The organism is Amycolatopsis sp. NPDC006131 (genome assembly GCF_040614175.1).
Classification (GTDB): Bacteria; Actinomycetota; Actinomycetes; order Mycobacteriales; family Pseudonocardiaceae; genus Amycolatopsis_E; species Amycolatopsis_E tucumanensis.
This window is the reverse complement of sequence record NZ_JBEXTX010000003.1, coordinates 24,103-46,444: the sequence shown is the minus strand read 5'-3', so window position 1 is coordinate 46,444 and position 22,342 is coordinate 24,103. Positions and strand designations below refer to the sequence as shown.

The 22,342-nt window shown below is 72.7% G+C and carries 28 protein-coding genes; 11 read left to right on the top strand and 17 right to left on the bottom strand.

Annotated features, from left to right (window positions below):
* Positions 1-50 precede the first annotated feature (50 nt).
* The 4 genes from ABZ215_RS02740 to ABZ215_RS02725 all read right to left on the bottom strand — a co-directional run bounded on the left by ABZ215_RS02740 (position 51) and on the right by ABZ215_RS02725 (position 4,461).
* The gene (locus tag ABZ215_RS02740) at positions 51-1,055 is read right to left on the bottom strand and encodes a TerC/Alx family metal homeostasis membrane protein (protein WP_237335450.1); all 1,005 of its coding nucleotides are present in this window, start codon (positions 1,053-1,055) and stop codon (positions 51-53) included.
* 242 nt (positions 1,056-1,297) lie between these two features.
* On the bottom strand, positions 1,298-1,963 hold the full coding sequence (locus ABZ215_RS02735; protein WP_354947283.1) for a DUF4097 family beta strand repeat-containing protein: 666 nt from the start codon (positions 1,961-1,963) through the stop codon (positions 1,298-1,300).
* 96 nt (positions 1,964-2,059) lie between these two features.
* Positions 2,060-3,688, bottom strand: a complete 1,629-nt coding sequence (locus tag ABZ215_RS02730; protein WP_354947281.1) for a thiamine pyrophosphate-binding protein — start codon at positions 3,686-3,688, stop codon at positions 2,060-2,062.
* Positions 3,685-4,461, bottom strand: coding sequence for a cyclase family protein (locus ABZ215_RS02725; protein ID WP_020419269.1), 777 nt, complete (start codon positions 4,459-4,461; stop codon positions 3,685-3,687). Before ABZ215_RS02725 ends, ABZ215_RS02730 begins: the two co-directional genes overlap by 4 nt.
* A gap of 121 nt (positions 4,462-4,582) precedes the next feature.
* Here ABZ215_RS02725 and ABZ215_RS02720 point away from each other — a divergent pair, with 121 nt between their 5' ends.
* Genes ABZ215_RS02720 through ABZ215_RS02710 form a run of 3 tightly spaced genes read left to right on the top strand, consistent with a single transcriptional unit; the run spans position 4,583 to position 6,990 of the window.
* Positions 4,583-5,239, top strand: coding sequence for a response regulator transcription factor (locus ABZ215_RS02720; protein ID WP_237335453.1), 657 nt, complete (start codon positions 4,583-4,585; stop codon positions 5,237-5,239).
* Positions 5,236-6,342, top strand: coding sequence for a HAMP domain-containing sensor histidine kinase (locus ABZ215_RS02715; protein ID WP_237335454.1), 1,107 nt, complete (start codon positions 5,236-5,238; stop codon positions 6,340-6,342). Before ABZ215_RS02720 ends, ABZ215_RS02715 begins: the two co-directional genes overlap by 4 nt.
* Before the next feature lie 9 nt (positions 6,343-6,351).
* Positions 6,352-6,990: a YigZ family protein gene (locus ABZ215_RS02710; RefSeq protein WP_354947278.1), complete on the top strand. Its 639-nt coding sequence runs from the start codon at positions 6,352-6,354 to the stop codon at positions 6,988-6,990.
* A 4-nt stretch (positions 6,991-6,994) separates the two neighbouring features.
* Here ABZ215_RS02710 and ABZ215_RS02705 read toward each other — a convergent pair whose 3' ends face one another.
* On the bottom strand, positions 6,995-7,414 hold the full coding sequence (locus ABZ215_RS02705; protein WP_354947276.1) for a nitroreductase family deazaflavin-dependent oxidoreductase: 420 nt from the start codon (positions 7,412-7,414) through the stop codon (positions 6,995-6,997).
* Positions 7,415-7,507: 93 nt separating this feature from the next.
* Between ABZ215_RS02705 and ABZ215_RS02700 the strand changes: the two genes are divergently transcribed.
* Complete coding sequence (locus tag ABZ215_RS02700) at positions 7,508-8,440, top strand: AraC family transcriptional regulator (protein WP_354947274.1); 933 nt, start codon at positions 7,508-7,510, stop codon at positions 8,438-8,440.
* A gap of 27 nt (positions 8,441-8,467) precedes the next feature.
* Here ABZ215_RS02700 and ABZ215_RS02695 read toward each other — a convergent pair whose 3' ends face one another.
* Positions 8,468-10,075, bottom strand: a complete 1,608-nt coding sequence (locus tag ABZ215_RS02695) for an ABC-F family ATP-binding cassette domain-containing protein (RefSeq protein WP_354947272.1) — start codon at positions 10,073-10,075, stop codon at positions 8,468-8,470.
* Positions 10,076-10,397: 322 nt separating this feature from the next.
* Here ABZ215_RS02695 and ABZ215_RS02690 point away from each other — a divergent pair, with 322 nt between their 5' ends.
* Positions 10,398-10,727: a hypothetical protein gene (locus ABZ215_RS02690; RefSeq protein ID WP_354947270.1), complete on the top strand. Its 330-nt coding sequence runs from the start codon at positions 10,398-10,400 to the stop codon at positions 10,725-10,727.
* Positions 10,714-11,499, top strand: a complete 786-nt coding sequence (locus ABZ215_RS02685; RefSeq protein WP_354947268.1) for an alpha/beta hydrolase family protein — start codon at positions 10,714-10,716, stop codon at positions 11,497-11,499. Before ABZ215_RS02690 ends, ABZ215_RS02685 begins: the two co-directional genes overlap by 14 nt.
* Here the strand turns inward: ABZ215_RS02685 and ABZ215_RS02680 are convergent.
* From ABZ215_RS02680 to ABZ215_RS02665, 4 genes are read right to left on the bottom strand one after another with little or no spacing between them, the layout of a single operon-like run.
* The gene (locus ABZ215_RS02680) at positions 11,445-11,906 is read right to left on the bottom strand and encodes a hypothetical protein (RefSeq protein WP_354947266.1); all 462 of its coding nucleotides are present in this window, start codon (positions 11,904-11,906) and stop codon (positions 11,445-11,447) included. The genes ABZ215_RS02685 and ABZ215_RS02680 overlap by 55 nt on opposite strands.
* On the bottom strand, positions 11,903-12,082 hold the full coding sequence (locus ABZ215_RS02675; RefSeq protein ID WP_354947264.1) for a hypothetical protein: 180 nt from the start codon (positions 12,080-12,082) through the stop codon (positions 11,903-11,905). Before ABZ215_RS02675 ends, ABZ215_RS02680 begins: the two co-directional genes overlap by 4 nt.
* Positions 12,040-12,648, bottom strand: a complete 609-nt coding sequence (locus tag ABZ215_RS02670; RefSeq protein WP_354947263.1) for a hypothetical protein — start codon at positions 12,646-12,648, stop codon at positions 12,040-12,042. Before ABZ215_RS02670 ends, ABZ215_RS02675 begins: the two co-directional genes overlap by 43 nt.
* 33 nt (positions 12,649-12,681) lie before the next feature.
* Complete coding sequence (locus tag ABZ215_RS02665; RefSeq protein ID WP_354947261.1) at positions 12,682-13,332, bottom strand: TetR family transcriptional regulator; 651 nt, start codon at positions 13,330-13,332, stop codon at positions 12,682-12,684.
* 60 nt (positions 13,333-13,392) lie between these two features.
* Here ABZ215_RS02665 and ABZ215_RS02660 point away from each other — a divergent pair, with 60 nt between their 5' ends.
* Positions 13,393-14,250 (top strand): SDR family NAD(P)-dependent oxidoreductase, encoded by an 858-nt coding sequence (locus ABZ215_RS02660; protein WP_354947258.1) that lies wholly within the window; start codon positions 13,393-13,395, stop codon positions 14,248-14,250.
* Here ABZ215_RS02660 and ABZ215_RS02655 read toward each other — a convergent pair.
* Positions 14,223-14,795, bottom strand: coding sequence for an MFS transporter (locus ABZ215_RS02655; RefSeq protein ID WP_354947256.1), 573 nt, complete (start codon positions 14,793-14,795; stop codon positions 14,223-14,225). The two genes, ABZ215_RS02660 and ABZ215_RS02655, sit on opposite strands and share 28 nt — an antisense overlap.
* A 30-nt stretch (positions 14,796-14,825) precedes the next feature.
* On the opposite strand from ABZ215_RS02655, the gene ABZ215_RS02650 reads away from it, so the two are divergent.
* Positions 14,826-15,038, top strand: a complete 213-nt coding sequence (locus tag ABZ215_RS02650; RefSeq protein ID WP_354947254.1) for an alpha/beta hydrolase — start codon at positions 14,826-14,828, stop codon at positions 15,036-15,038.
* Here the strand turns inward: ABZ215_RS02650 and ABZ215_RS02645 are convergent.
* Positions 14,986-15,489 (bottom strand): MarR family transcriptional regulator, encoded by a 504-nt coding sequence (locus ABZ215_RS02645; RefSeq protein WP_354947252.1) that lies wholly within the window; start codon positions 15,487-15,489, stop codon positions 14,986-14,988. The genes ABZ215_RS02650 and ABZ215_RS02645 overlap by 53 nt on opposite strands.
* Positions 15,490-15,548: 59 nt before the next feature.
* Here ABZ215_RS02645 and ABZ215_RS02640 point away from each other — a divergent pair, with 59 nt between their 5' ends.
* From ABZ215_RS02640 to ABZ215_RS02630, 3 genes are all read left to right on the top strand, one after another.
* A complete protein-coding gene (locus ABZ215_RS02640) occupies positions 15,549-16,124 on the top strand; it encodes a YceI family protein (protein WP_354947250.1) in 576 nt (191 codons plus the stop codon).
* An 87-nt stretch (positions 16,125-16,211) separates the two neighbouring features.
* Complete coding sequence (locus ABZ215_RS02635) at positions 16,212-16,739, top strand: hypothetical protein (RefSeq protein ID WP_354947248.1); 528 nt, start codon at positions 16,212-16,214, stop codon at positions 16,737-16,739.
* A gap of 3 nt (positions 16,740-16,742) precedes the next feature.
* Positions 16,743-17,009, top strand: a complete 267-nt coding sequence (locus ABZ215_RS02630) for a hypothetical protein (protein ID WP_354711428.1) — start codon at positions 16,743-16,745, stop codon at positions 17,007-17,009.
* 17 nt (positions 17,010-17,026) lie between these two features.
* On the opposite strand, the gene ABZ215_RS02625 is transcribed toward ABZ215_RS02630, so the two are convergent.
* Genes ABZ215_RS02625 through fae form a run of 5 tightly spaced genes read right to left on the bottom strand, consistent with a single transcriptional unit; the run spans position 17,027 to position 22,287 of the window.
* Entirely contained in the window at positions 17,027-18,169 is a 1,143-nt protein-coding gene (locus ABZ215_RS02625; protein WP_354947246.1) for an iron-containing alcohol dehydrogenase, read from the bottom strand.
* On the bottom strand, positions 18,166-19,077 hold the full coding sequence (locus ABZ215_RS02620) for an NAD(P)-dependent oxidoreductase (protein ID WP_354947244.1): 912 nt from the start codon (positions 19,075-19,077) through the stop codon (positions 18,166-18,168). The genes ABZ215_RS02625 and ABZ215_RS02620 overlap by 4 nt, the downstream gene beginning before the upstream one ends.
* Positions 19,078-19,118: 41 nt before the next feature.
* Entirely contained in the window at positions 19,119-20,621 is a 1,503-nt protein-coding gene (locus ABZ215_RS02615) for an aldehyde dehydrogenase (RefSeq protein ID WP_354947242.1), read from the bottom strand.
* Positions 20,618-21,730 carry a mandelate racemase/muconate lactonizing enzyme family protein gene (locus tag ABZ215_RS02610; RefSeq protein ID WP_354947240.1) on the bottom strand — a complete coding sequence of 371 codons (1,113 nt, stop codon included), beginning with the start codon at positions 21,728-21,730 and terminating at the stop codon, positions 20,618-20,620. The genes ABZ215_RS02615 and ABZ215_RS02610 overlap by 4 nt, the downstream gene beginning before the upstream one ends.
* The gene (fae, locus tag ABZ215_RS02605; RefSeq protein WP_354947238.1) at positions 21,727-22,287 is read right to left on the bottom strand and encodes a formaldehyde-activating enzyme; all 561 of its coding nucleotides are present in this window, start codon (positions 22,285-22,287) and stop codon (positions 21,727-21,729) included. Before fae ends, ABZ215_RS02610 begins: the two co-directional genes overlap by 4 nt.
* Positions 22,288-22,342: the final 55 nt, after the last annotated feature.

Here is a 22,342-nt window from a genome sequence, read left to right as displayed (position 1 = left end):
CGCGGCGAGGACGAGCAGCGTGATCAGGGCCGCGTCGACCAGCAGGCCGGTCATGACGGACTCCGCTCGGCGGCGCGCTTGCCGGACCGCAGGCTGGTCACCGTCACGGTCGCCAGGATCAGCACGATGACCAGCAGCGAGACCGGGGTGGGGATGGTCGGCACCGCGGGCCACACCTCGTGCGCCCAGTGCAGCACCAGCTTGACCCCGATGAACGCCAGGATGACGGCGAGCCCGTGGTTGAGGTGGGTGAGTTTGGCCAGCGCGGTGTGCAGCACGAAGTACAGCGCACGCAGGCCGAGCAGGGCGAACGCGTTGGTGGTGAAGACGAGGTACGGGTCCTCGGTGATGCCGTAGACCGCGGGCACCGAGTCGACGGCGAACACCACGTCGGTGGCGAAGACGGCCACCACCACGAGCGTCAGCGGGGTCAGCGCCCGCCGTCCGCGCTCGCGGACCACCAGGCGCGTGCCGCGGTAGTCGTCGGTGACCGGCATCAGCCTGCGCAGCAGCCGGACCGAGCGCATCCGCGACACGTCGGGATCCGTTTCCGGTCCGCTGAGGGCCTCGTGCAGGATCTTCACCGCCGAGGCGAACAGGATCAGGCCGAACACCAGGAACGCCCAGGTGCCTGCCTGCAACAGCGCGGCGCCGGCGGCGATGAAGATGCCACGCAGCACCAGCGCGCCGACGATGCCGTAGAGCAGCACCCGTTGCTGCACCTCGACGGGCACGGCGAACGCCGCCAGCAGCAGCATGAACACGAACAGGTTGTCGACGGAAAGCGATTTCTCGACGACGAACCCGGTGGCGAACTCCAGCGCCTGCGCGCCGCCGAACGCGGTCCACAACCAGAAGGCGAACACCAGCGGCAGCGTCAGGTAGAACACCGACCAGCCGGCGGCCTCACGCAGCGACACCTCGTGCGGCCGCCGCGTCACGAGGAAATCGGCCGCCAGCAGGGCCAGCAGCACCGCGATGCTGATCACCCACAACCATGGGCTGCCGATCGACGACGCGGGCGCGGCAGCGGCGACCGCGGACTGGTGTGACATGGGGCCTCCTCGAACACCGTCAGCGTTCGAGGTCTCCTTCACCCGCATCGCGGGCGCCCTGCCGGGGACACGCCGGGTGTCCGTACTGACCGGTCAGGGACCTTGGGAAGTACTCCCCTCGGGACCGAGTATCGGACAAATCGGACACCCTGTAAAGGGGGTCACCCGGACGCGGTAACCGGCCGGACCGTCCACATCGGATTGGAAGGGGCCGGCGCCCCAGTGGCGCCGGCCCCTTCCGGTCAGAGGCTGTGGGCGGCGATGTCGCCCTGCGAGGTGGTGGCGCGGATGGTCAGCTCCGGGTTGCCGTTGTTCTTCAGCGCGTTGCTGATCCGGCCGTGGTCGGTGCCGGCGTCCAGGGTGGCCGAGACACCGGCCGTCGCGCCGACGGTGATGTCGCCCGCCTGCGTGCGCAGCACGACGGTGCCGCTGACGGCCTCGGTGAGGCGGATGTCGCCGCGGGCGGTGGTGATCTTCGTGGCGCCGCCGACCCGGCCGACCTCCACGTCACCGTCGGTCGCGGTGAGCCGCAGCGTCGCGGCCTCGTCGAGGTGGATGTCGCGGTAGGCGCCGTCCACCGTGACGTCGCCGAAGCGGCCGGTGGCGCGGAGCTCGGCTGCGCTGCTGGTGACGTCGACGCGGGAGCCGGCGGGTAGGTGCACGGTGACCGCCACCGAACCGGACGGGCCGAAGACCCGGTTGCCGGGCTCCGGCGCCTCGACCCGCAGCACACCGTCGGCGTAGGTGACGGTGGTCTGTTCGGCCAGCTGCACGTCGCGGCTCTTGCCGGGGTCGGCCGGGGCGACCTCGACGGTCGTGTCGGCGCGGTCCGCGGCGGCCAGGTGGATGCGCCCGGCGGGGACGGTCAGGACGGCGGCGATCGGGGCGGTGGTGGCGAAGTTCTGCATCGGTCTCTCCTTGCTGAGCGGCTTGATGGGAACACCATCGCCCGCTGCACTGACACCGGACCGCCACCGCGCTGACGCGGCCGCTGACACGGGACGTCAGTGGCCGTGGAAGGCCTCCGCCAGCCACCACGACCCGCCGTCGTCGATGATCTTCGCGTCCACGACCAGCGGTTTCTCCCGCGGGCCGGCCAGCCACGCGGAGACCTGCCGCAGGTCGGCGACGGTGCGGACGGTGACCCCGGCGCAGCCGAACCCGCGCCCGATCGCGGCGATGTCGGTCGGCGGGAACCGGACGGTCGCGTGGTCGCCGGTGAAGTGGTGCACCTCCGCGCCGTAGGCGGCGTCGTTGTAGACGACCACCAGCAGCGGCAGGCCCAGCCGCACGGCCGTGTCGAGCTCCTGGGCCGCCATGTGGAAACCGCCGTCGCCGAGGGCGGCGATGGGCAGCCGTCCGGGCTGGGCGATCGCCGCGCCAATCGCGGTCGCCAGCCCCAGCCCGATGGACTGGAAGGCCTGGGTGAAGCAGAACCCGAACTCGTCCGGCACGTCCAGGAACGCGCTGGGGTAGCCCATGAAGTTGCCCGAGTCCACCGACACCACGCGCTCGGCGGGCAGGATCCGGTCCAGCTCCGCGGACAGCGTGCGCGGGTCGATCAGGTCCGCGGTCGACTCGTCGCGGTAGTCGGCCGCCGACCAGCGGGCCCGCGCGGCGATCCGGTCGCGCAGCGCGGGGGAGCGGTAGCCGGCTTTTCTCCCGTCACCCAGCTCGGCGAGCACCGCGCGGGCGGTCACCGCCGCGTCGCCGACCACGCCGAGGTCGACCGGCCGGTGCGCGCCGATCGCGCTCGCCTCCAGGTCGACCTGCGCGAGGCGGGCGCCGGGGCCGATCAGCTTGCCGTGGCGGGTGGTCCACCGGTTGAGCGCGCAGCCCCAGCCGATGACGAGATCGGCGTCGCGGACGAGCTCCGCGGTCAGCGGGGAGGCGAACCCGCCGGAGATGCCCAGCGCCCACGGGTCGCCGTGGAACAGGCCGTGCGCCACCGCGGACGTCGCGAGCAGCGCGCCGCACGCGTCGGCCAGCGCCCGGATCTCCGCGGCCGCGCCCCGGCCACCCCGGCCGGCGATGAACACCGGCCGCTCCGCGGCGGCGAGCAGCTCGGCCAGCTCGGCCACCGCGGCGGCATCGGGCTCCGGCGCGGGAGGGGCGGGCACCGGCTCGATGGCTTCCAGCGTCGGCGCGGGCTCGGCCTGCACGTCCAGCGGCAGGTTCAGCACTACGGTGCGGCGCTCGTGCAGCGCGGTCCGGTACGCGCGCACCGTGTCGGCCACCGCGGTCTCCGGGCTGTGCACACGCTCGGCGACCGCGCCGACCGCCCGGGCGAGCCCGTCCTGGTCGATGCGGAAGTTGTTGAGCGGATCGGCGGCGGGCGACTCGGCGGTGAGGACGATCAGCGGGGTGCGGCTCTTGGCCGCTTCGCCGATGCCGGTGACCGCGTTGGTCAGCCCGCAGCCCTGGTGGGTCGACACGAGCGCGACCCGGCCGCTCATCCGCGCGCACGCGTCGGCGGCGGTGGCCGCGCCGCCCTCGTGGCGGGTGGCGTGGAAGGCGACCCCGGCCGCCCGCAACGCGTTGGTGACGTGGAAGTTGCCGCTGCCCACCACGCCGAACACCGGACCGGCGCCCAGCTCCGCCAGGACCCGCCCGACCGCCTCGGCGACGATCACGCCCGCTCCACGAGCGCGTACACGCGCGCCGGGCTGCCCGACCCGCCGACGATCGGCAGCGGCGAGACCACCAGCAGGGCGCCGGTCGGCGGCAGCTGCGCGAGGTTGCGCAGCTGGGTCAGCCCGCACTTGCCCGCGCCGAGCAGGCGGTCGTGGCAGGGGAAGATCGGCTCCAGCTCGGCGGCGCGGCCGGCGTCGGTGCCCACGGTCTCCACGCCGAACCCCGCGATCGGGGCTTCCTCGGCGAGCCACTGCGCGCACTCCGGCGACACGCCCGGGGTGTGCGAGGCGCCGTCGCTGACGTTGAGGAAGCTGTCCTGGTCGCCGGAGCGTGCGTCCCACCCGGTCCGGTAGAGCAGCCAGCCGCCCTCGGGCAGCGGCCCGTGCTCGCGTTCCCAGTCCCGGACGTCGTCGATGCCCAGCAGGAAGTCGGGATCGTCGTCGACCCGCGCCGACATGTCCAGCACGGCGGCCGGCCCGATGAGCGTGCGCAGCGGGATCTGGTCGACGCTGGGGCCGTCCTTGCCGGACAGCCAGTGGTTGGGCGCGTCGACGTGCGTGCCGACGTGCTCGCCGGTGTGGATGTCGTTCCAGTACCAGCGCGGGCCGCGGTCGTCGTAGCGGCTGATCTCCTCCAGCCGGAAGCCGGTGGTGTTGGCGAAGGGCGGCGGCAGCTGCAGCACCGGCGTGCTCTCCGACAGCGGCGCGGTCAGGTCGACGACCTCGACGCGGCTGCTCCGCAGCGCGGACAGCAGATCGGCCAGGACGGGCATCGGAACCTCCTCGGATCGTGGCGCTCCGGCGGTCGTGCGCGGCCCGCGCTCGGAACGAGACTAGCCACCCGCGCAACGGTCCCATACGGAATCCATAGGTCCCGCCCGCGATACTCGCGCCATGCGGGTGCTCTTGGTGGAGGACGAACAGCCCCTGGCCGGCTACATCGTCACCGGTCTGCGCAAGCAGGGCTTCGCCGTCGACCTCGCCGGGGACGGGCGCACCGCGCTGGAGAAGTGCGAGCTCACGCCCTACGACGTCGTGGTGCTGGACCGGGACCTGCCGGTCGTGCACGGCGACACGGTCTGCCGCCGCCTCGCCGATCGCGGTGGCGCGCGCATCCTCATGCTGACCGCGTCCGGCTCGGTCAGCGACCGGGTCGACGGGCTCTTCCTCGGCGCGGACGACTACCTCGGTAAACCGTTCGCGTTCACCGAGCTCGTCGCCCGCGTGCACGCGCTGGCCCGGCGCAGCGCCCCCGCCCGGCCGCCGGTGCTGCGTGCCGGTGACGTGACCCTCGACCCGGGCCGGCGCACCGCGGAACGCGGCGGGCGGCTGCTGTCGCTGGCCCCCAAGGAGTTCGGCGTGCTCGAACAGCTGCTGGCCGCCGACGGCGCCGTGGTCAGCGCGGAGACCCTGCTGGACAAGGTGTGGGACGAGCACGCCGACCCGTTCACCAACGCGGTGCGGATCACCGTCGGCACCCTGCGCCGCAAGCTCGGCGAACCGCCCCTGATCGAGACCGTCACCGGCGCGGGCTACCGGCTGCGGCCGTGACGGCGCGGCTGTCCGCCCGCAGCAGGCTGACCCTGGTCTACACCGCGCTGGTGCTGGTCGCGGGCGCGGTCCTGACCGTGGTCACCTACCTGCTGACGCGGCGGCGCGCGGTCCTGGTGCAGATCACCGGATCGGGCCCGCCGCCCCTGGACGTGGAGGTGCTCGCCCGCGAGGTGCGCGAGGACACCCTCGCGACGCTGCTGGGGCAGGGGTGGATCGCGCTGGCGGCCGTCACCGCGGTGGCCGCGCTGGTCGCCTGGCTCGTGGCCGGCCGGGTGCTGCGGCCCATCCGCACGATCTCGGCCACCGCGCGGCGGCTGTCCGCGGAGAACCTGTCGCACCGGGTGCCGGTGCGCCCGCCGCGGGACGAGCTGGCCGCGCTCGCCGAGACGATCAACGGAATGCTGGACCGGATCCAGCGGGGGATGGCCGACCGCGACCGGGCGCTGGAGAGCCAGCGGCTGTTCAGCGCGAACGCCGCGCACGAGCTGCGCACCCCGCTGACGACGATCCGCACCGCGGTCGACGTGACGCTCGACGGCGAACCCACGCGCGCCGAATTGCTGACGATGGCCGCGGACGTGCGGGACGCGGCCGAGAACAGCCGCCGCACGCTCGACGGGCTGCTGGCGCTGGCGCGCAGCCAGGCCGGCGCGGGCGACCGCCGCCGGCTCGACCTGTCCGCGCTCGCCGCCGAGTCGCTGGCCGGTGTCGCGAGTGGACTGTCCGCTCAGGACATCGAGGTGGAGCGGGATTTGGACCCCGCTTGGCTGTGTGGCGAGCCGGTGCTGCTGGAGCGGATGGTGGCCAACCTGATCGGCAACGCGGTTCGCCACAACCACCCGGGCGGCTCACTGGCGGTGTCCACCCGGGCCGGTGCCGACGGCGTGGTGCTGCGTGTGGTCAACACCGGCGCCGTCGTGCCGGCCCAGCGCGTGGAACGCCTGCTGGAGCCGTTCGTGCGTGGTGAGAACAGCCGCGGCGGAGCCGGGCTGGGCCTGTCCATCGTGCGTGCCGTGGTGCTCGCCCACGACGGCACGCTCACGGCTGCCGCCAACCCCGGCGGCGGGCTGGACGTCACTGTGCGGCTGCCCGCCGCATAGCATCGGCTGGTGCACGGTGAGGTCGGTGTGATCGCCCGCGACGGGGAGCACGAGGTCGAGATCAAGCGGTCCCGGTTCGTGTGCACCGTCGCGCGGGTCGATGACGTGGCGGCCGCCGCGGCGGTGATCGCCCGGGTGCGCAAGGCCGGGCCCGGCGCGAACCACCACTGCACGGCGTTGCGGATCGGCGATCCGGAGACCGGTGAGATGACCGTCCGCAGCAACGACGACGGCGAGCCCGCCGGCACCGCGGGCGTCCCGATGCTCGAGGTGCTCGCGCGCCGCAACCTGACCGACGTCGTCGCCGTGGTGTCGCGGTGGTTCGGCGGGGTCAAGCTCGGCGCGGGCGGCCTGGTCCGCGCCTACTCCGGCGCGCTGGCGGAAACCCTGGACGCCGTCGGGACGCTGCGCCGGGTGCGGCACCGCGAACTGCTGATCGCCGTGCCGCACGACGTCGCCGGCCGCCTCGAACACGACCTGCGCAACTCGCCGTACCGGCTGCAGGACATCGACTACGGCGCGGACGTCACGCTGACGGTCGCGGTCACCGAGGCCGACCGGGACGCGTTCGGCGCGTGGCTCGCGGAGCGGACGGGTGGCGAGGCCGAGGCCCTCGACGCGGGGACGAGGGACCTCTACCTCCCCTGACGCGTCAGACCCGCACCAGCTCGATCACCGGGATGACCCGGCTGGTCTTGCGCTGGTAGTCGGCGAACTGGGGCTGCACGGCGGACTGCTTCGCGTAGATCTCGTCCCGCTCGGGGCCCTCCAGCACGCGGGCGATCACGGGGAAGGTCTCGTCGCCGAGCTCGATCGTCGTCTTCGGGTTCGCCACCAGGTTGTGGTACCAGGCGGGGTTCTCGTCGGCGCCGCCCTTGCTGGCGAAGACGAAGATCCGGTCGCCCTCGCGGTAGTAGACCAGCGGGGCGATCCGCTCGATGCCGGATTTCGCACCCACGTGGTGCACCAGGACCAGCGGGCTGCCCTCGAAGATGCCGCCGGCCTTGCCGCCGTTGGCGCGGAACTGGGCGATGACGTCGCGGTTCATCGCGTCGAAGTCGATGTCGGTCACGACGTCGATCATAAGCGTGCGTGACGACCCGATCGATGCTCGAAAGAGCCAGATTCATATCCGATCGTGTCATCCGCTGCTACTGTTGAGCGCATGGACGTGCTGGCTGACGCGCTCGAAGTGGCGGGAGTCCGCGGCGTCCTCGGCGCGCGCATCGCCGCCGGTGGCACGTGGGGCATCTCGTGGAGCCGGATCGGCGGCGCCGGGTTCTACGCCGTCACGGCGGGCACCGCCTGGCTGGGCGTGCCCGGCCGCCCGCCCGCGCAGCTGATGCCGGGGGACGTCGTGCTGCTGCCGACCGGGACCGAGCACACCCTGACCAGCGCGCCGGACGCCCCGGCGGACACGTGCGACTGCGACGCCGCGGAACGGGCCAGGGCCGACGGCGGCGTGCTGCGCTTCGGCACCGGCGAGGTCCAGACCCACATCCTGAGCGCCTCCTACGAGTACGACCCGGCGGTGTCCACCCAGGTGCTCGCCTCGCTCCCGGAGGTGGTGCACATCCGGGCGGACAACGGCGGCAGCTGCCTCGACGACACCGTCCGCCTGCTGGCCAGGGAGCTCGCGCGTCCCCAGCTCGCCACCGCGGTCGTGCTCAGCAGGCTGGTCGACATCCTGCTCGTGCAGTTGCTGCGGGTGTGGGTGGCGCGGAACCCGGCCGGGGCACGCGGGTCCTGGCTCGGCGTGTTGTGCGACCCGCTGGTCGGCGCGGCGATCGCGAAGCTCCACGAGGATCCGGCGCGGGCGTGGACGATCGACCTGCTCGCGGCCGAGCTGGCGGTGTCGCGGACCACGCTCGCCCGCCGGTTCCGCACGGTCGCCGGCGAGTCCTTCGGGAGCTACCTGACGCGCCTGAGGATGGATCTCGCGGCGGTCCGGCTCCGGGACACCGACGACGCGCTGGAGGCCGTCGCCCGCTCGGTCGGCTACACCTCGGTGTACGCGTTCAGCCGGGCCTTCCGGCGGGATCGCGGTCACGCGCCGGGCAGCTACCGGAGATCGGCCCGGGCCGCGGTTCCGGTGTGACCCGGGTTTCCTGGTCGCACCCCGCCGTCAGCTGGTCTCGGTCAGCCTGCCGTCGGCGAGGCGGAGCCGGCGGTCGATGCGGATCTCGCTGAGAAACCGTTCGTCGTGGCTGACGACGACGAATGCGCCCCGATAGGCGTTGAGAGCGCTTTCCAGTTGCCCGGCGCTGACCAGGTCGAGGTTGTTGGTGGGCTCGTCCAGCAGGAGTAGTTGTGGTGGGGGTTCGGCGAACAGAACGCAGGCCAGGGTGGCGCGCAGTCGTTCGCCGCCGGACAGCACCGCGCCGGGCAGGTGCGCCCGGTCACCGCGGAAGAGGAAGCGGGCGAGCAGGTTCATCCGGTCGGACGGAGGCATTCCCGGGGCCGCCGCGGCGAGGTTTTCCGCGACCGTGCGCGCGTCGTCGAGCAGGTCCAGGCGCTGGGACAGGTAGGCGATCCGGCCGTCGGCACGCTTGATCTCGCCGCCGTCCGGGTCGAGATCGCCGGTGATCATGCGCAGCAGAGTGGACTTGCCGGACCCGTTCGCGCCGGACAGCGCGATGCGCTCCGGGCCGCGGATCGTCAGGTCCACGCCGTCGCCGAAGAGGTCCCGCTTGCGCAGGCCCTCGCCGAGGAACAGCGTCCGGCCCGCAGGCACCGCGGTCTGGGGGAGTTCCAGGGTGATCTTCTGGTCCTCCCGCAGCGACCGCTCCGCCTCGTCCAGCTTGGCTTTCGCCGCGCTGACCCGGGCCGCGTGCGTGCCGTCGGCCTTGCCCGCGGACTCCTGCGCGTTGCGCTTGCGGGCGCCGGCGAGGATCTTCGGCAGACCGGCGTTGGAGAGGTTGCGCTGCGCGTTGCTGGCTCGCTTCGCCGCCCGCTCCCGCGCCTGCTGCATCTCCCGCTTCTCGCGCTTGACCTCCTGCTCGGCGCTGCGGATGTTCTTCTCCGCCACCTCGCGCTCGGCCTGCGCCGCCTGCTCGTACTCGGTGAAGTTGCCGCCGTAGTACCGGATCTCGCCGCCGTCGAGCTCGGCGATGCGGTCCATCCGGTCCAGCAGCGCGCGGTCGTGGCTGACCACCACCAGGCAGCCCGACCAGTCGTCGAGCACGGCGTAGAGCTGGTGCCGGGCCTGCAGGTCGAGGTTGTTGGTGGGTTCGTCGAGCAGCAGCACGTCGGGCCGCTTGAGCAGCTGGGCGGCCAAACCGAGGGACACGATCTGGCCGCCGGACAGGGTGCCCAGGGTGCGGTCCAGCGTGATGGCCTCCAGGCCGAGCCGGTCCAGCTGGGCGCGGGTGCGTTCCTCGATGTCCCAGTCCTCGCCGATGGTGGTGAAGTGCTCCTCGGCGACGTCGCCGGACTCGACGGCCGCCAGCGCGCGCAGCACCGGCTCGATGCCCAGCACTTCGGCGACGGTCGGTTCACCCGTCAGCGGGAGGTCCTGCGGCAGGTAGCCGAGCAGACCGTCGACGGACACGCCACCGTCGGAGGGCGTGAGCTCGCCCGCGATCAGCTTGAGCAGGGTGGACTTGCCTGCCCCGTTCGGGGCGACGAGACCGGTGCGCCCGTCGGGAACGCTGAACGACAGCTGGTCGAAGACGGGGGTGTCGTCCGGCCAGGAAAAGGACAGACCGGACACGACGATGCGGGATTCGGACATGGGAACGAGACCTCGAAAAGGGAGTGGCGCGGACCAGCGGACCGCGGATACGGGTGGACGACGACATGGCCACCACGGCACTGCTTCGAACTGACGCGTGGGGGGCCTTGCTCACTCCGGGGGATCACCCGGAGATGTCGTCTTCACCTGCCACGTCGAGTCTCCTCAGAACGGTTCCCTTGCCCGTCCACCATACCAGTCTCGGCGATCACCGGTCGTGCTAGCCGAAGGTGAAGTCGTAGGCCCGCACCCCGGGTCGGCGACGAAGTCCAGGCGCAGCCGGGCGTTTGAGTCCGGGGTGAGGTACTCGTCGTCCGACGGCATGGCCTACGGCACGATCACCGCCTGCCAGACAGCGGTCTACATCGCACTGACCGCGTTCGTGCTGAACCTCGCAATCGCCGCGGTGCTGACGCCGCTGTTCGAGCGTGGTGACGTACAGGGTCGGCGTCGGATGACGGGCGCGGGGCGGGCCGGCGTGGCCTGGCCGCGCGGGACACCGTGCCCTTCGACGAGATCACCACCTCGGGCGTCGCCGGTGACGCGCGCGGCGTCCGCGGACAAGGGGACCAAGCTGATGGACGGCTGCGCCCAGGCGCTGGCGGACCTCCTCGACGGCGGACTGTGGAAGGAAACCCATGCGGCTCGGTGAACTGGACGGGGATGTCACCGGCACGGACGACGGCCACCCGCCCGTGGTCCTGCTGCACGGTCTGACCTTCGACCGCGCCATGTGGGAGCCGCTGGTCCGCGCGCTGCGCGGGCGCCGGGTGGTGGCGCTCGACCTGCCCGGGCACGGCGCGTCGCCCCGGCGGGAGTCGTACGACCCCTCCGACGTCGCCGACCTCCTGCACGGCGCGGTCACCGCCGCCGGCCTGCGCAGGCCGGTGCTGGACATCGACCAGCCGCTCCTGGCCGGCCCCTTCGGCGAGATGCTGCGCTCGGCCGAGCCCGTGCTGCGCGGGCCGGAGTACCTGAGCGTGTGGAACAAACTGCTCGCCGGGATGGGCGTCGACGAGCTCGCCCCGCAGCGGCGCGACCTGCTGCGGTCCACGCCATTGCAGGACCTGCTCCTCGGGTACTGGCGCGAGATCTGGAGGTCCCGGCGGACGAGCTGCGGGAGAACCGGATCCGGCAGCTGCTCGCCCTGGGCGCCGGGGGTCCTGCCGGACGCGCGGTTCACCGTTCTGCCGGGGAAGCGGGCGCTTCCCCCACATAGGACAGCCCGTCGCGGTGGCGAGAATCGTGGCTGCACTGTCCGAATAGGACATTGTGTGCCGGCCGCCGGTGCCGACCGCGGGTCAGACGGCGTCGACGTGCAACGCGTAGGTCACCGCGTGGGTGCGGTTGCGCAGGCCGAACCGTCCGGTCAGGTTCTGGATGATCTTCTTGATCCCCCGGCTAGCCCGAGCAGCTCGGCATAGGTGACCTCCCGCCCGGGCTCGGTCAGCGCCACGCGGTCCGGCGACCTCGTGGCCACCTCGGCGAACCGGGGGACCAGGTACACCTCCGGCGAGGTGTCGCGACCACGCAGGACCGCCTCGGGTGGCGCCAGCGCGTCGCCGATCGCGTCGAGGGAACGACGGGCCGGCGCGGTATGGGCGTCGTCGCCGCACAGCACGACCTCCGTGCGCGCGCCGGTTTCCTCGACCGTGACCATCGGGATCATGCAGACGCCCCAGGTCGGCAGCGAGTAGATCGTGCGCGCGGTGCACCCGGCGCCGCCGAAGTCCGCGAGGTCGAGCCGCCCCAGGTGCGACACCTGGAACCCGGCGTACGCCTTGCCCTGGCCGAACCGGGCGTCGATGCCGCGGTACAGAGCCCGGGTCACCGGCGCGGGCAGGCGCCGAGCATCCGGATCACCGGCAGCGGTGGGGTTTCTCGCAGCTCGTCGCGCGCGGCCAGGCTTTCCAGCATCCGCTGTTGCACGTCGCGCCACGTGTCGTCCGCGCGGACCGGCAGGCTCAGCGCGTAGGCCAGGCTCGCCGTGGTCCGGGCCTCCGGCACGTGGCGGCGCAGGTCGACGGTGACCGAGACGTCGAGGTCGCCCCCGGCGCACCGGGCGGCGCGTGCGCGATCTTCGCGGTCACGGCCGACGGGCACCCGTCGACGGTGCGCCGCAGGAACGCGGGACGGCGTTGTTCGGGCGGTCCGGCCGCACGCAACGATGGCTGGGAGTTCTGCGGGATCGTCTTGCGTGGCCCGGTTCCGGCGCGGCGCAGCAGCTCGACGGCGTCCAGGTCGTCCGCGGCCGTCTCCGGGGTTTCGCCGCGCAGGGCCTGGAAGACCGCGCGGGCGAACGTCAGCAGGCCCTGCGCGTCCATGACGGCGTGGTGGGCGCGGAAGACCAGGGCCGGCCGCGTGCCGGTCAGCACCACGACCTCGCAGGTGGGGCCGCCGCGGTCGCCGGCGAGCGGCCGGTACAGCGCGGGCAGCCCGGTCAGCGTCTCCCGGTCGAAGGCGTCCCCGTCGAGTTCGCGGACTTCGGGTGTGCGACCGGTGTCGACCCACCGGTGCGCGCGGCGCGTCAGCCGCGCCCCCGGGCACGCCTCCGCCGCGGCGTCGACCGCCACGGCGAGGGCGGCTGCTGCCGTCGCCTCCGGCGCCTACTCGCCGGACATCCCGGTCAGCAGGGCGGTGAGGATCGCGGTCAGGCGGGGTTCGACATCGACCAGGGCGTGGGTCAGTTCGGGGTGCGTTTCGTACAGGGTGCGCAGCGCGGTGCCGGGCGCGGCCATCTGCCACAGCGCACCCGCCATGGCTGTCGCGGTCGCGACGGCGTCGGCGGCCGCCGGTTCGGGGAGGGCGAGCAGGCGCCGCAGTTCGCCGGCCACCGAGGCCACGTCGCGCAGGACGCTTCTCTTGAACGCGACGACCGTGTCGAGGGAGACGTTGCGTTCCAGGTTCATCGGGGCGTGCGCGAGCAGGTCGCAGAACAGCGGCCGCGCCACGAGCGACCGGGCGAGAGCGGATGCGAGCTCCGCCGGCGTCGCGGATTCGAGCGGCTGCAGCTCCGCGCACACGGCGGCCGTCCACTCCTGCCAGCATTCGGCGGTGAGGGTCAGGAAGATCTGCTCCCGCGTTTCGAAGTAACGCAGCATCGCGGACTTGTGCATGCCCACCTCGGCGGCGATGTCGGTGAGCGTGACCGCGCGGACGGTGCGCTCGCTGCCCAGCGCGCGGGCCGCGTCGAGGATGTCCCGCTCCCGCTGGTGCTTCGCCTCCGCGCTGCGGGCCCGTTGCGGAGTGTGACCCATGACTCGAAACTTTAGCACAACACTGTTGCGCAATTAACGCAACAGGGTTTTACTAGAGTCATGACTCAAACGTGGTTCATCACCGGCTCGTCCCGCGGCTTCGGGCGAGCCCTCACCGAAGCGGCACTGGAGGCCGGCGATCAGGTCGTCGCGACGGCGCGCAAGCCGGAACAGCTCGACGCCCTCGTGCGGAAGTACGGCGACGCGGTGTTGCCGGTCGCCCTCGACGTCACCAACCGCGCGGCCGCGGTCGCCGCTGTGGAGGCCGCGGTCACGCGGTTCGGGCGGCTCGACGTGGTGGTCAACAACGCCGGGTACGCGAACGTCGCGCCCGTGGAGACCGCGGACGAAGAGGACTTCCGTCGGCAGTTCGAGACGAACTTCTGGGGCGTCTACAACGTTTCCACTGCCGCGCTGCCCGTGCTCAAGGCGCAGGGGGCGGGCACGATGGTGCAGTTCTCCTCGATCGGCGGCCGGGTCGGCGGCACGCCGGGCCTGGGTTCCTACCAGGCGGCGAAGTTCGCGGTCGACGGCTTCACCCGGGTGCTGGAGGCCGAGACGGCGCCGCTGGGAATCCGTTACCTGGTGGTCGAACCGGCCGGTTTCGCCACCGACTGGGCGGGTTCGTCGATGGAGATCGCCGACATCCCGGCCGAGTACAGCGCGACGGTCGGCGAACTGGTGCGCAACTTCGAACAAATGGGTTCCGCCGCGGGCGATCCGCAACGCGCCGCGGAAATCCTGGTCCGCGTCGTCAAGCGCGAAAACCTCCCGTCCCACCTGCTCCTCGGCGCGCTCGCGGTCGAGATGGCGCAGAACTACTCGCGCGCCCAGCTGGAGGAGGCCGCGACCTGGCAGGAAGTCAGCGCCTCCGCCGACTTCGGCCGCGCCTACCCGGTGGAGCTGCCGGTCGACTGACGTGCGGGGAGGTCCCGCAGGCGGCGCAGCGGCGCGAGGACCGGGAGGGCGGCGATCAGCAGCCCGGCGGCGGCCCACAGCGCTTCGCGGGCGCCGATCGCCTCGCCCAGCGCTCCGCCGAGGAGGGCGGCGAGCGGGATGGTGCCGTAGTTGACCACCATCGCGCTGGAGGCGACCCGCCCGAGCAGCTCCGGTGGGCAATACGACTGCCGGAACGCCGTGGCCAGCACCTGCGACGCCGCGAGCCCGGCGGCCAGCCCGGACTGCCCGAGCACGAACAGCACCAGCCCCCACCCCGGCAGGCTGAACGTGCCGAGCAGCATCATCGCCGCCGCGAAACCTTGGCAGAGCAGGAAAGTGCGCGCTGTGCCGAAGCGGGCGCTCAGCCGTCCGGCCGCGGCGGCGCCGGCCAGGCCACCCGCCGCCGCGAGCGCGAGGACCAGTCCCACCAGGCCCGGCGTGGTCCCCAGCGTGCGGGAGAGGAACACGATCTCCAACGAGGCGTAGACGGTGAGCGCGACGTTCGAGGCGGCCCCGAAGAGCATCAGGGTCCGCTGTTCGACGCGTTCCGCTTCTTGAGCCTCGTCGCGCCGCGCCCGCTGCTGCTGATCGCCGGCCGCGAGGCGGTGACGTCGTGGATGGCGGTGGAGGTCTTCCAGGAGGCGCGCGGGCCGAAGGAACTGCACTGGATCGAGGGCGCCACGCACGTCGACCTGTACGACCGGGAGCCGCACGTCACCGCGGCGGTCGAGAAGCTGACCGGCTTCTACCGGACGCACCTGGCCTGACCTCGGTAACCGTGTGGGCGTCGCGGACCTTCGTCAGCGCGGCCGCCATGACCCGCTTCTCCTCGGCCGTCAGGTGCCGGGAGAAGTGCTCCTCGATCCCGCGCAGGTACTGCGGCGCGGTGGTGCGGAAGGCGCGTTCGCCGGACCGGGTCATGGCGGCCCACACCACCCGCCGGTCCTCTTCGTCGCGGATCTTCTCGACCAGCCCGGCGCTCACCATCTCGTCCACCAGGCGGCTGACGCGGGTCCGGCTGAGCACGACCCGTTCGGCCAGGTCGTTCATGCGCAGCCGCCGCCCCGGGCCCGCGTTCAGTTCCAGCAGGACGTCGTACCAGGTGAGGGGAATGGTGCCGGACCTGGTCAGGTCGGAGTCGATGGCCCGCAGCGCGGCGTTGTACGCCAGCAGCATCGCTCGCCAGGCCGCCAGGCCCTTGTCGTCGGACTCGGTCATGGGGTAAGGATAGTAAATGTGTGCGTGCGCACGCATCTACTACCAAGGAGGAACTCCCGATGACCGGATCAACGACGCCCACCCGCAGGCTGGGCGAGGTGGAGCTGCCTGCCGCCGGCACGTGGCGGATCGACCCGGGGCACGCCGAGGTCGCCTTCGTCGGACGGCACTTCATGCTGACGAAGGTGCGCGGACGGTTCACCGGCGTGGACGGCGTGGTGGAGATCGCCGAGAACCCCGCGGACAGCAAGGTTTCGGTGACCATCGACATGGCCTCGGTGCACAGCGGGGACCAGGGCCGCGACGACCACCTCAGATCGGCCGACTTCTTCGACGTGGCCGCGCACCCCACGGCCACCTTCACCTCCGCCGAGGTGCGGTGGGCGGGTACCGGTGGCTCGATGACCGGCGAGCTGACGATCAAGGGCGTGACCAGGCCGGTCACCCTGACCGTGGACTACCTCGGCTATGCCCAGGACCCGTGGGACAACCACCGCGCGGTGTTCTCCGCCCGGGGCCGCATCGACCGCGAGGACTGGGGTCTGACCTGGAACATGCCGCTGGCCAAGGGCGGACTGCTGGTGTCCAAGGAGATCGACCTGGAGCTGGAGATCGAACTGATCCACGCCGGCTGACCACGGACCGCCGGGGCGGGCACGGCGCCCCGGCAGCTTCCGGCCACCCGGGCCGGAGGGCGGTCCGGAGTCCTTAGCGTGGACGGCATGGCAGATCTCGGCCCACTCGTGCAGTCCTACCCCAGCGACAACGCCCGCCGGTTGCGGCAGGCGGTGCTGTGCCTGGTCGCGACCGCCGGCCTCATCCCGCTCGGCCTGCTCATGGTGAAGCTCGACGAATACCTCTACGGCAACACGCCCGCCGAGACGTCGATGACGGCGCCGGTCTGGATCGGCAGCGCGTGCTTCGGACTCAGCGTGCTGCTCCTGCCCTACGGGCTGCGACGGCTCGTCCAGGGGCTGCGGCACCGCGGCGAACGGATCAACCTGCACGCAGGCGGTTTCGTCCACCACCGCAACGCCGGGGACCGGACGGAGTTCCCGTGGAGCGGCGTCGCGGTGGTCGACGCGCGGGGGAACTGGCAGCCCGGCAAGCTCGGCCACCGCCTCGGCATCGACTGGCGCTGCGTCGTCAAGCGCGCCGACGGGCGGAAGGTGGTCGTGAACGCCTTCTTCCCGGGCGCGCGGGATCTGGCCGACCGCATCGCCCGCGCCGCCGCGCCCCGTCCGCGCTGAGTGATGCACCGGCGGGACAAGGCGGTGCTCGCGGCCGCGGCGGTCGTGGGGGTGGGCGCCGTCGCCACGGGGGTGGCGATCATCTGGCTGACCCTCGCCGGGGTCGATCTCCTGGCCGCGCTGCACGGCGAAGACGCGCAGCGCGTGCGACGCGGGAACACCGTCGTCGAGTCGGTGTTCCTGATCGCTCTCGGCGCGGGTGCCATCCTGTCGGTCCTGGTGCCCCTGAGGAAGATCGTGACCCGCCGGCGGTCCGGGCCGGACGGCTGACCGCCCGGCCCGGATCCTCAGTACACCTCGGCGAGCAGCTCGCGCACTTCGGTTTCGGACGGGGTGCGCGGGTTGTTCCGGGTGACCGGGTCCGCCACCGCGGCGCGGGCCAGCTCCGGCAGCAGGTTCCGCTCGACGCCGAGCTGCCGCAAGGGCTTCTTCACGTCGAGCGGGCCGGAGAGCTCCCGCACCGCGGCGATGGTCGCGGCCGTCCCGTCGCCCTCGAACGTGCCCAGCGCCCGCGCCGCCTGTTCGTGCGCCGCGGCCGCGGCCGGGGCGTTGAACGCGATCACCTCCTCCAGCACGGCGGCCAGCGCGACCCCGTGCGGGGTGCCGGTGCGGGCGGTGATCGCGTGCCCGATCCCGTGCACCAGGCCCAGCCCGGACAACGTCAGCGCCTGCCCGGCCAGGTGGGCGCCGAACATCAGCTGGGCCCTGGCCTCCAGATCGGAGCCGTCCCGGTGGGCCACCGGCAGCCACTGCCCGATCAACGTCACCGCGTGCTGCGCGAACGCGGCCGACATCGGGTTCGCTCCGCGGGAGGCCAGCGACTCGATCCCGTGGACGAGTGCGTCGACGCCGGTCGCCGCGGTGACCCGGGACGGCAGCCCGAGGGTCAGCTCCGGGTCCAGGACGGCGATCCGCGGCCGCACCGACGGGTGTCCGATGTAGACCTTGCGTTTGGCGCAGGTGTCTTCGATGACGCCGAACCCGTTGGTCTCCGCACCGGTGCCCGAGGTGGTGGGCACCGCGATCACCGGCAGCCCGTCCGCGGCGTCCCACAGCCGGTCGGCGTCGGCCGCGGCGGCGTCCGGGTTGCCGGCCAGCAGCGCGATGCCCTTGGCCGCGTCGAGCGGCGAACCGCCGCCGAGCGCGATCACCACCGCCCGGCCGAACGCCCGGGCACGGGCGGCCCCGCGATCGATCTCCGCCGTCGACGGGTTGGCGCTGATGTCGTCGTGGATCTCGTGCTCGATCCCGGCGGCGTGCAGGATCTTGCCGACCCGCGGCGCGATGCCCGCGGCCTGCAGCCCGCGGTCGGTGACCACCAGGGCGCGCTGGTGCCCCAGCTCGGTCACGAACCGCGGCAGGTCGTCCACGGCGCCGGCGCCGAACTCGACGCGGCAGGTGGGTTCGATCGTCAGGCGCCCCGCGGTCACCGCGCACCCGCCGGAGTCAGGCGGAACGGACGGCCGGCCAGCCCCTCGTACAGCCGCACCGGGCTCATCTCGCCTGCCAGGTCGCCGAACTGCGCCTTGGCCCGCCGGTAGATCTGCTCGACGAGCGCGGACACCTCGGTGGACACGCCCAGCTCGCGGCCGAGGTCGACGGCCAGGCCGAGGTCCTTGCAGGCCAGCGCCATCGCGAACGAGTCGTCGTAGTCGCCGTCGGCCAGCACCGACTCGATGTCGCGTTCGAGGAAGTTCGACGCGGCCGGGCTGGCCAGCAGCGACGCACGCAGCACGCCGAGGTCCACACCGGCCTTCACGCCCATCGCCAGCACCTCCGAGGTGGCCACGACGTGGCAGAACCACAGCAGGTTGATCATGAGCTTGGCGGTGTAGCCGGATCCGGCGGCGCCGATGTGCAGGATCCGGGCGGGGTCGCCCATCGCGGTGAACAGCGGCATGGCGCGCTGGAACTGGGTGGCGTCCCCGCCGGCGAAGATCTGCAGCGTGCCCGCTTCCGCGCCGCGCGCCATCCCGCTGACCGGCGCGTCCAGCCGGTGCACGCCGCGGGAGTCGAGCACCTCCTGGGCGACGCGCTCGGCGGCCGCCGGGGTGGAGGTGGACATGTCGACCCACAGCGCGCCCGGGTCGAGCGCGGCGGCCGCGCCGCCCCGCAACAGGACGTCCTCGACGATGCGCGGGGTGGGCAGCATGGTGATCAGGACCTCGACGCCCGCCGCGCACTCGGCGGGGCTGCCGGCCCAGGTCGCGCCCAGGGCCAGGTGCTCGGCCGCCGCTTCGGGGCGGGCGTCGTGCACGGTGACCTGGTGACCGGCGTTGATCAGGTGGCGGGCCATGTGCCTGCCCATGTTGCCCAGTCCGATGAAACCGACTCGCATGGTTGTTCTCGCAATCCGGAAGCTGTCCGAAGAGCCGACCGTCAGGACAGGTCGACCCAGGTGGTCTTGAGCGCGGTGTAGGCGTCGAGCGCGTGCAGGGACTTGTCCCGGCCCGCCCCGGTCGCCTTGAAACCGCCGAAGGGGGTGATCACGTCGCTGGCGTCGAAGGTGTTGATCCAGACCGTGCCTGCCCGCAGGCGCCGCGCCACGCGGTGCGCGGTGGTCACGTCCCGGGTCCACACCGAGGCGACCAGGCCGAAGTCGGTGTCGTTCGCCAGCCGGGCACCCTCTTCGGCGTCGCCGTCGAAGGTGATCACCGACAGCACCGGGCCGAACACCTCCTCGCGGGCGATGGTCATGTCGTTCGACACACCGTCCACAATGGTCGGTTCGAGGAAGGTGCCGCCGGTCCCGTCGAGGATCCGCTGCCCGCCGAGGACCGTCGCGGCACCTTCGGCCCTGGCGGTGTCCAGGTGGCCGAGGACGCGCCGCAGCTGCGTCTCGTCCACGATCGGGCCCATCACGGTGGCCGGGTCCAGCGGGTCGCCCACCCGGAAGGTCTCCCGCGTGATCTTGACGATCTCCTCCAGGAGCCGGTCCTTCACCGCGCTGTGCACGATGAGGCGGGACCCGGCGTTGCAGGTCTGGCCCGCGTTGTAGAAGATGCCCCACGCCACGGCGGACGCGGCGGCCGGGATGTCGGCGTCCGGCAGCACCAGCTGCGGTGACTTGCCGCCAGCTTCGACGGCGACCTGCTTGCCGTTGGACTCCCCGGCGTACACCTGGAAGCGCCGCGCGACCTCGGCCGAACCGGTGAAGGCGATCTTGTCCACGTCCGGGTGCCTGCCGAGCGCCTGTCCGGCGACCTCACCCCGTCCCGGCACGACGCTGAGCACCCCGGCGGGCAGGCCGGCCTCGTGCCCGAGCCGCGCCAGCAGCAGGGCGGCCAGCGACGTCTGCTCGGCCGGTTTGAGCACCACCGAGTTCCCGGTCGCCAGCGCCGGCCCGAGCTTCCAGGAGGCGATCAGCAGGGCGTAGTTCCACGGCACGACCGCGCCGATCACGCCCAGCGGCTCGCGGGTGATGAACGCCAGCGCGTCGCGGGGCGCGGGCGCGACCTCGCCGTAGGTCTTGTCGATCGTCTCGGCGTACCAGGCGATGGTCTCCGCGGTCTTGGCCACGTCGACCCGCAGGGCCTCGGTCACCGGTTTGCCCATTTCGAGCGTGTCGAGCAGGGCGAGCTCCTCGGCGTGCGCGGTGATGGACTCCGCCCACCGCAGCATGATCCGCTTGCGGTCCTTGGGCGGCAGGTCGCGCCATCGGCCGTCGTCGAAGGCGGCCCGCGCCGCGCGCACCGCACGGTCGACGTCCTCCGCGCCGCCGGCCTGGACCTCGGTGAGGACCCTGCCGTCGCGCGGCGAGGTCGAGGTGAACACCTCGCCGGACAGGGCGTCGGTGAAGGCGCCGTCGATGAACGGCCGGGTCTCGAAGGTGATCCGCTCGGCGGCGGCCAGCCACGCCGCGTGGTCCCGCTGCACGGTCATCGGATCCTCCACCGCCGCACGGCGTCCTCGTCGAGGTCGGCGCCGAGGCCCGGCGCCTGCGGGACTTCCAGCTCACCCGCCGTGTTGATCATCACCGGTTCGGCGAGCATGAAGTCGCGCCGCTCCGGCGTCCAGCCCGGCGGGTCGAACGGGAACTCGAAGTACGGGCCGCCCCCGACCCCGGCGGCGACGTGCAGGTTCGCCAGCACGCCGATGCCGTTGGTCCAGCTGTGCGGCGTGAACTGCCGGTGCTTGAGCCGCGCCAGCTCGGCGAGGGTGCGGGCGCGGTGCATGCCCACCGCCAGCACGACGTCCATTTGGTAGACGTCCAGCACGTCGTGTTCCAGGTACCGCAACAACTCCGGCACCGAATGGTGCATCTCACCCGCGGCGATCCGCACCCCCGGGTTGTCCGCCCGCAGCACCCGGAAGCCCTCCAGATCGGCGTAGGGCAGCGGTTCCTCCACCCAGAACACGTCCAGCTCGGCCAGCCTGCGCACGATCCGCCGGGTCTTGACCAGGTCCGAGGCGTCCGCGGTGTCCCCGGCCATGCGCCAGGACTGGTTGAGGTCGACCATGATCTCGAAGTCCGGGCCGAGCTCGGTGCGCACCGCCTCCACCGCGGCGATGCCCTCGGCCACCCGGTCGCGGTCGATGCGGATCTTGAGTGCCCGGAACCCGGCCGCGCGAGCCCGCAGCGCGGTCTCCACCCGCTCCTCCGGCGATTTGAGTTCGGCACTGGAGGCGTAGGCGGGCAGGGACCGGGCCGCGTTGCCGAACAGCGCGGCCACCGGCAGGCCCGCGGTCTTGCCGATGATGTCCCAGAGCGCGACCTCCAGCGGCCAGTAGTGGCCGCCGTGGAAGTTGGCGGTCTCGATGGCCTTCACGTGCCGCACGATGTCGAGCGGGTCGGCGCCCAGGAACAGGTCCTGGAACGCCTCGAACCCGTCCATGGTGTCGCCCGAGCCGACGCCGGTGATCCCCTCGTCGGTGTGGACGCGGACGATCGTGGCGTCGAAGTGCCGCCGCGGCTCGGGATCCCACGCGGCGCGCAGCGGCGGGTCGAGCTCGAGCCGCAGCCGGTCGAGCGTGATGTCGGTGATCTTCATCGGGCGGCCTCCGGGGCGGGCGCGGACTCGGCGAGCAGGGCGGCACCCGGCTCGTAGAACGGGTTGGCCGCGCCGGCCCGCGCCGCCGCCCGGACCTCGTCGGCGGTCGGCGTGCCTGCCACCGCGGCGCGGATCGCGCCGAACGCGGCCGCCCGCTGGTTGCGGAAGGACTCGTCGAGGTCGGCCACGCCGGGGTTGACCCAGATCGCGGCGATGATCAGCAGGTCGTCCGCCTCGGCGGCGGGGATCAGCCCGTGCTCGACCGCGTCCGCGACGCCCTGCGCCAGCCCGGCCTGGGCCGAGCCCCAGGTGGCCCGTTCGTGCAGGTCGCCGGACGCGGCCGCCTTGGTGACGAACAACGTCAGCGGCTTGACCGGCACACCGGGCCGCACGACGGTCACGAACGGCACGTGCCCGGCGCTCGGGGTGGCCAGCGCGGTCGCCCAGGCGGTCTCCACGGGGCCGCCCTTGCGCCCCACCACGATGTTGGTGTGCGCGGCGTTGACCCCCGTGCCGACGAACGACTCGCCGACCAGCGCTGCAGGCGCGAAAGTCATGGAATCTCCAGAAGTGGCGGATGGTGTTGACGCAGCCGAACGGTAAGGAGCCGGG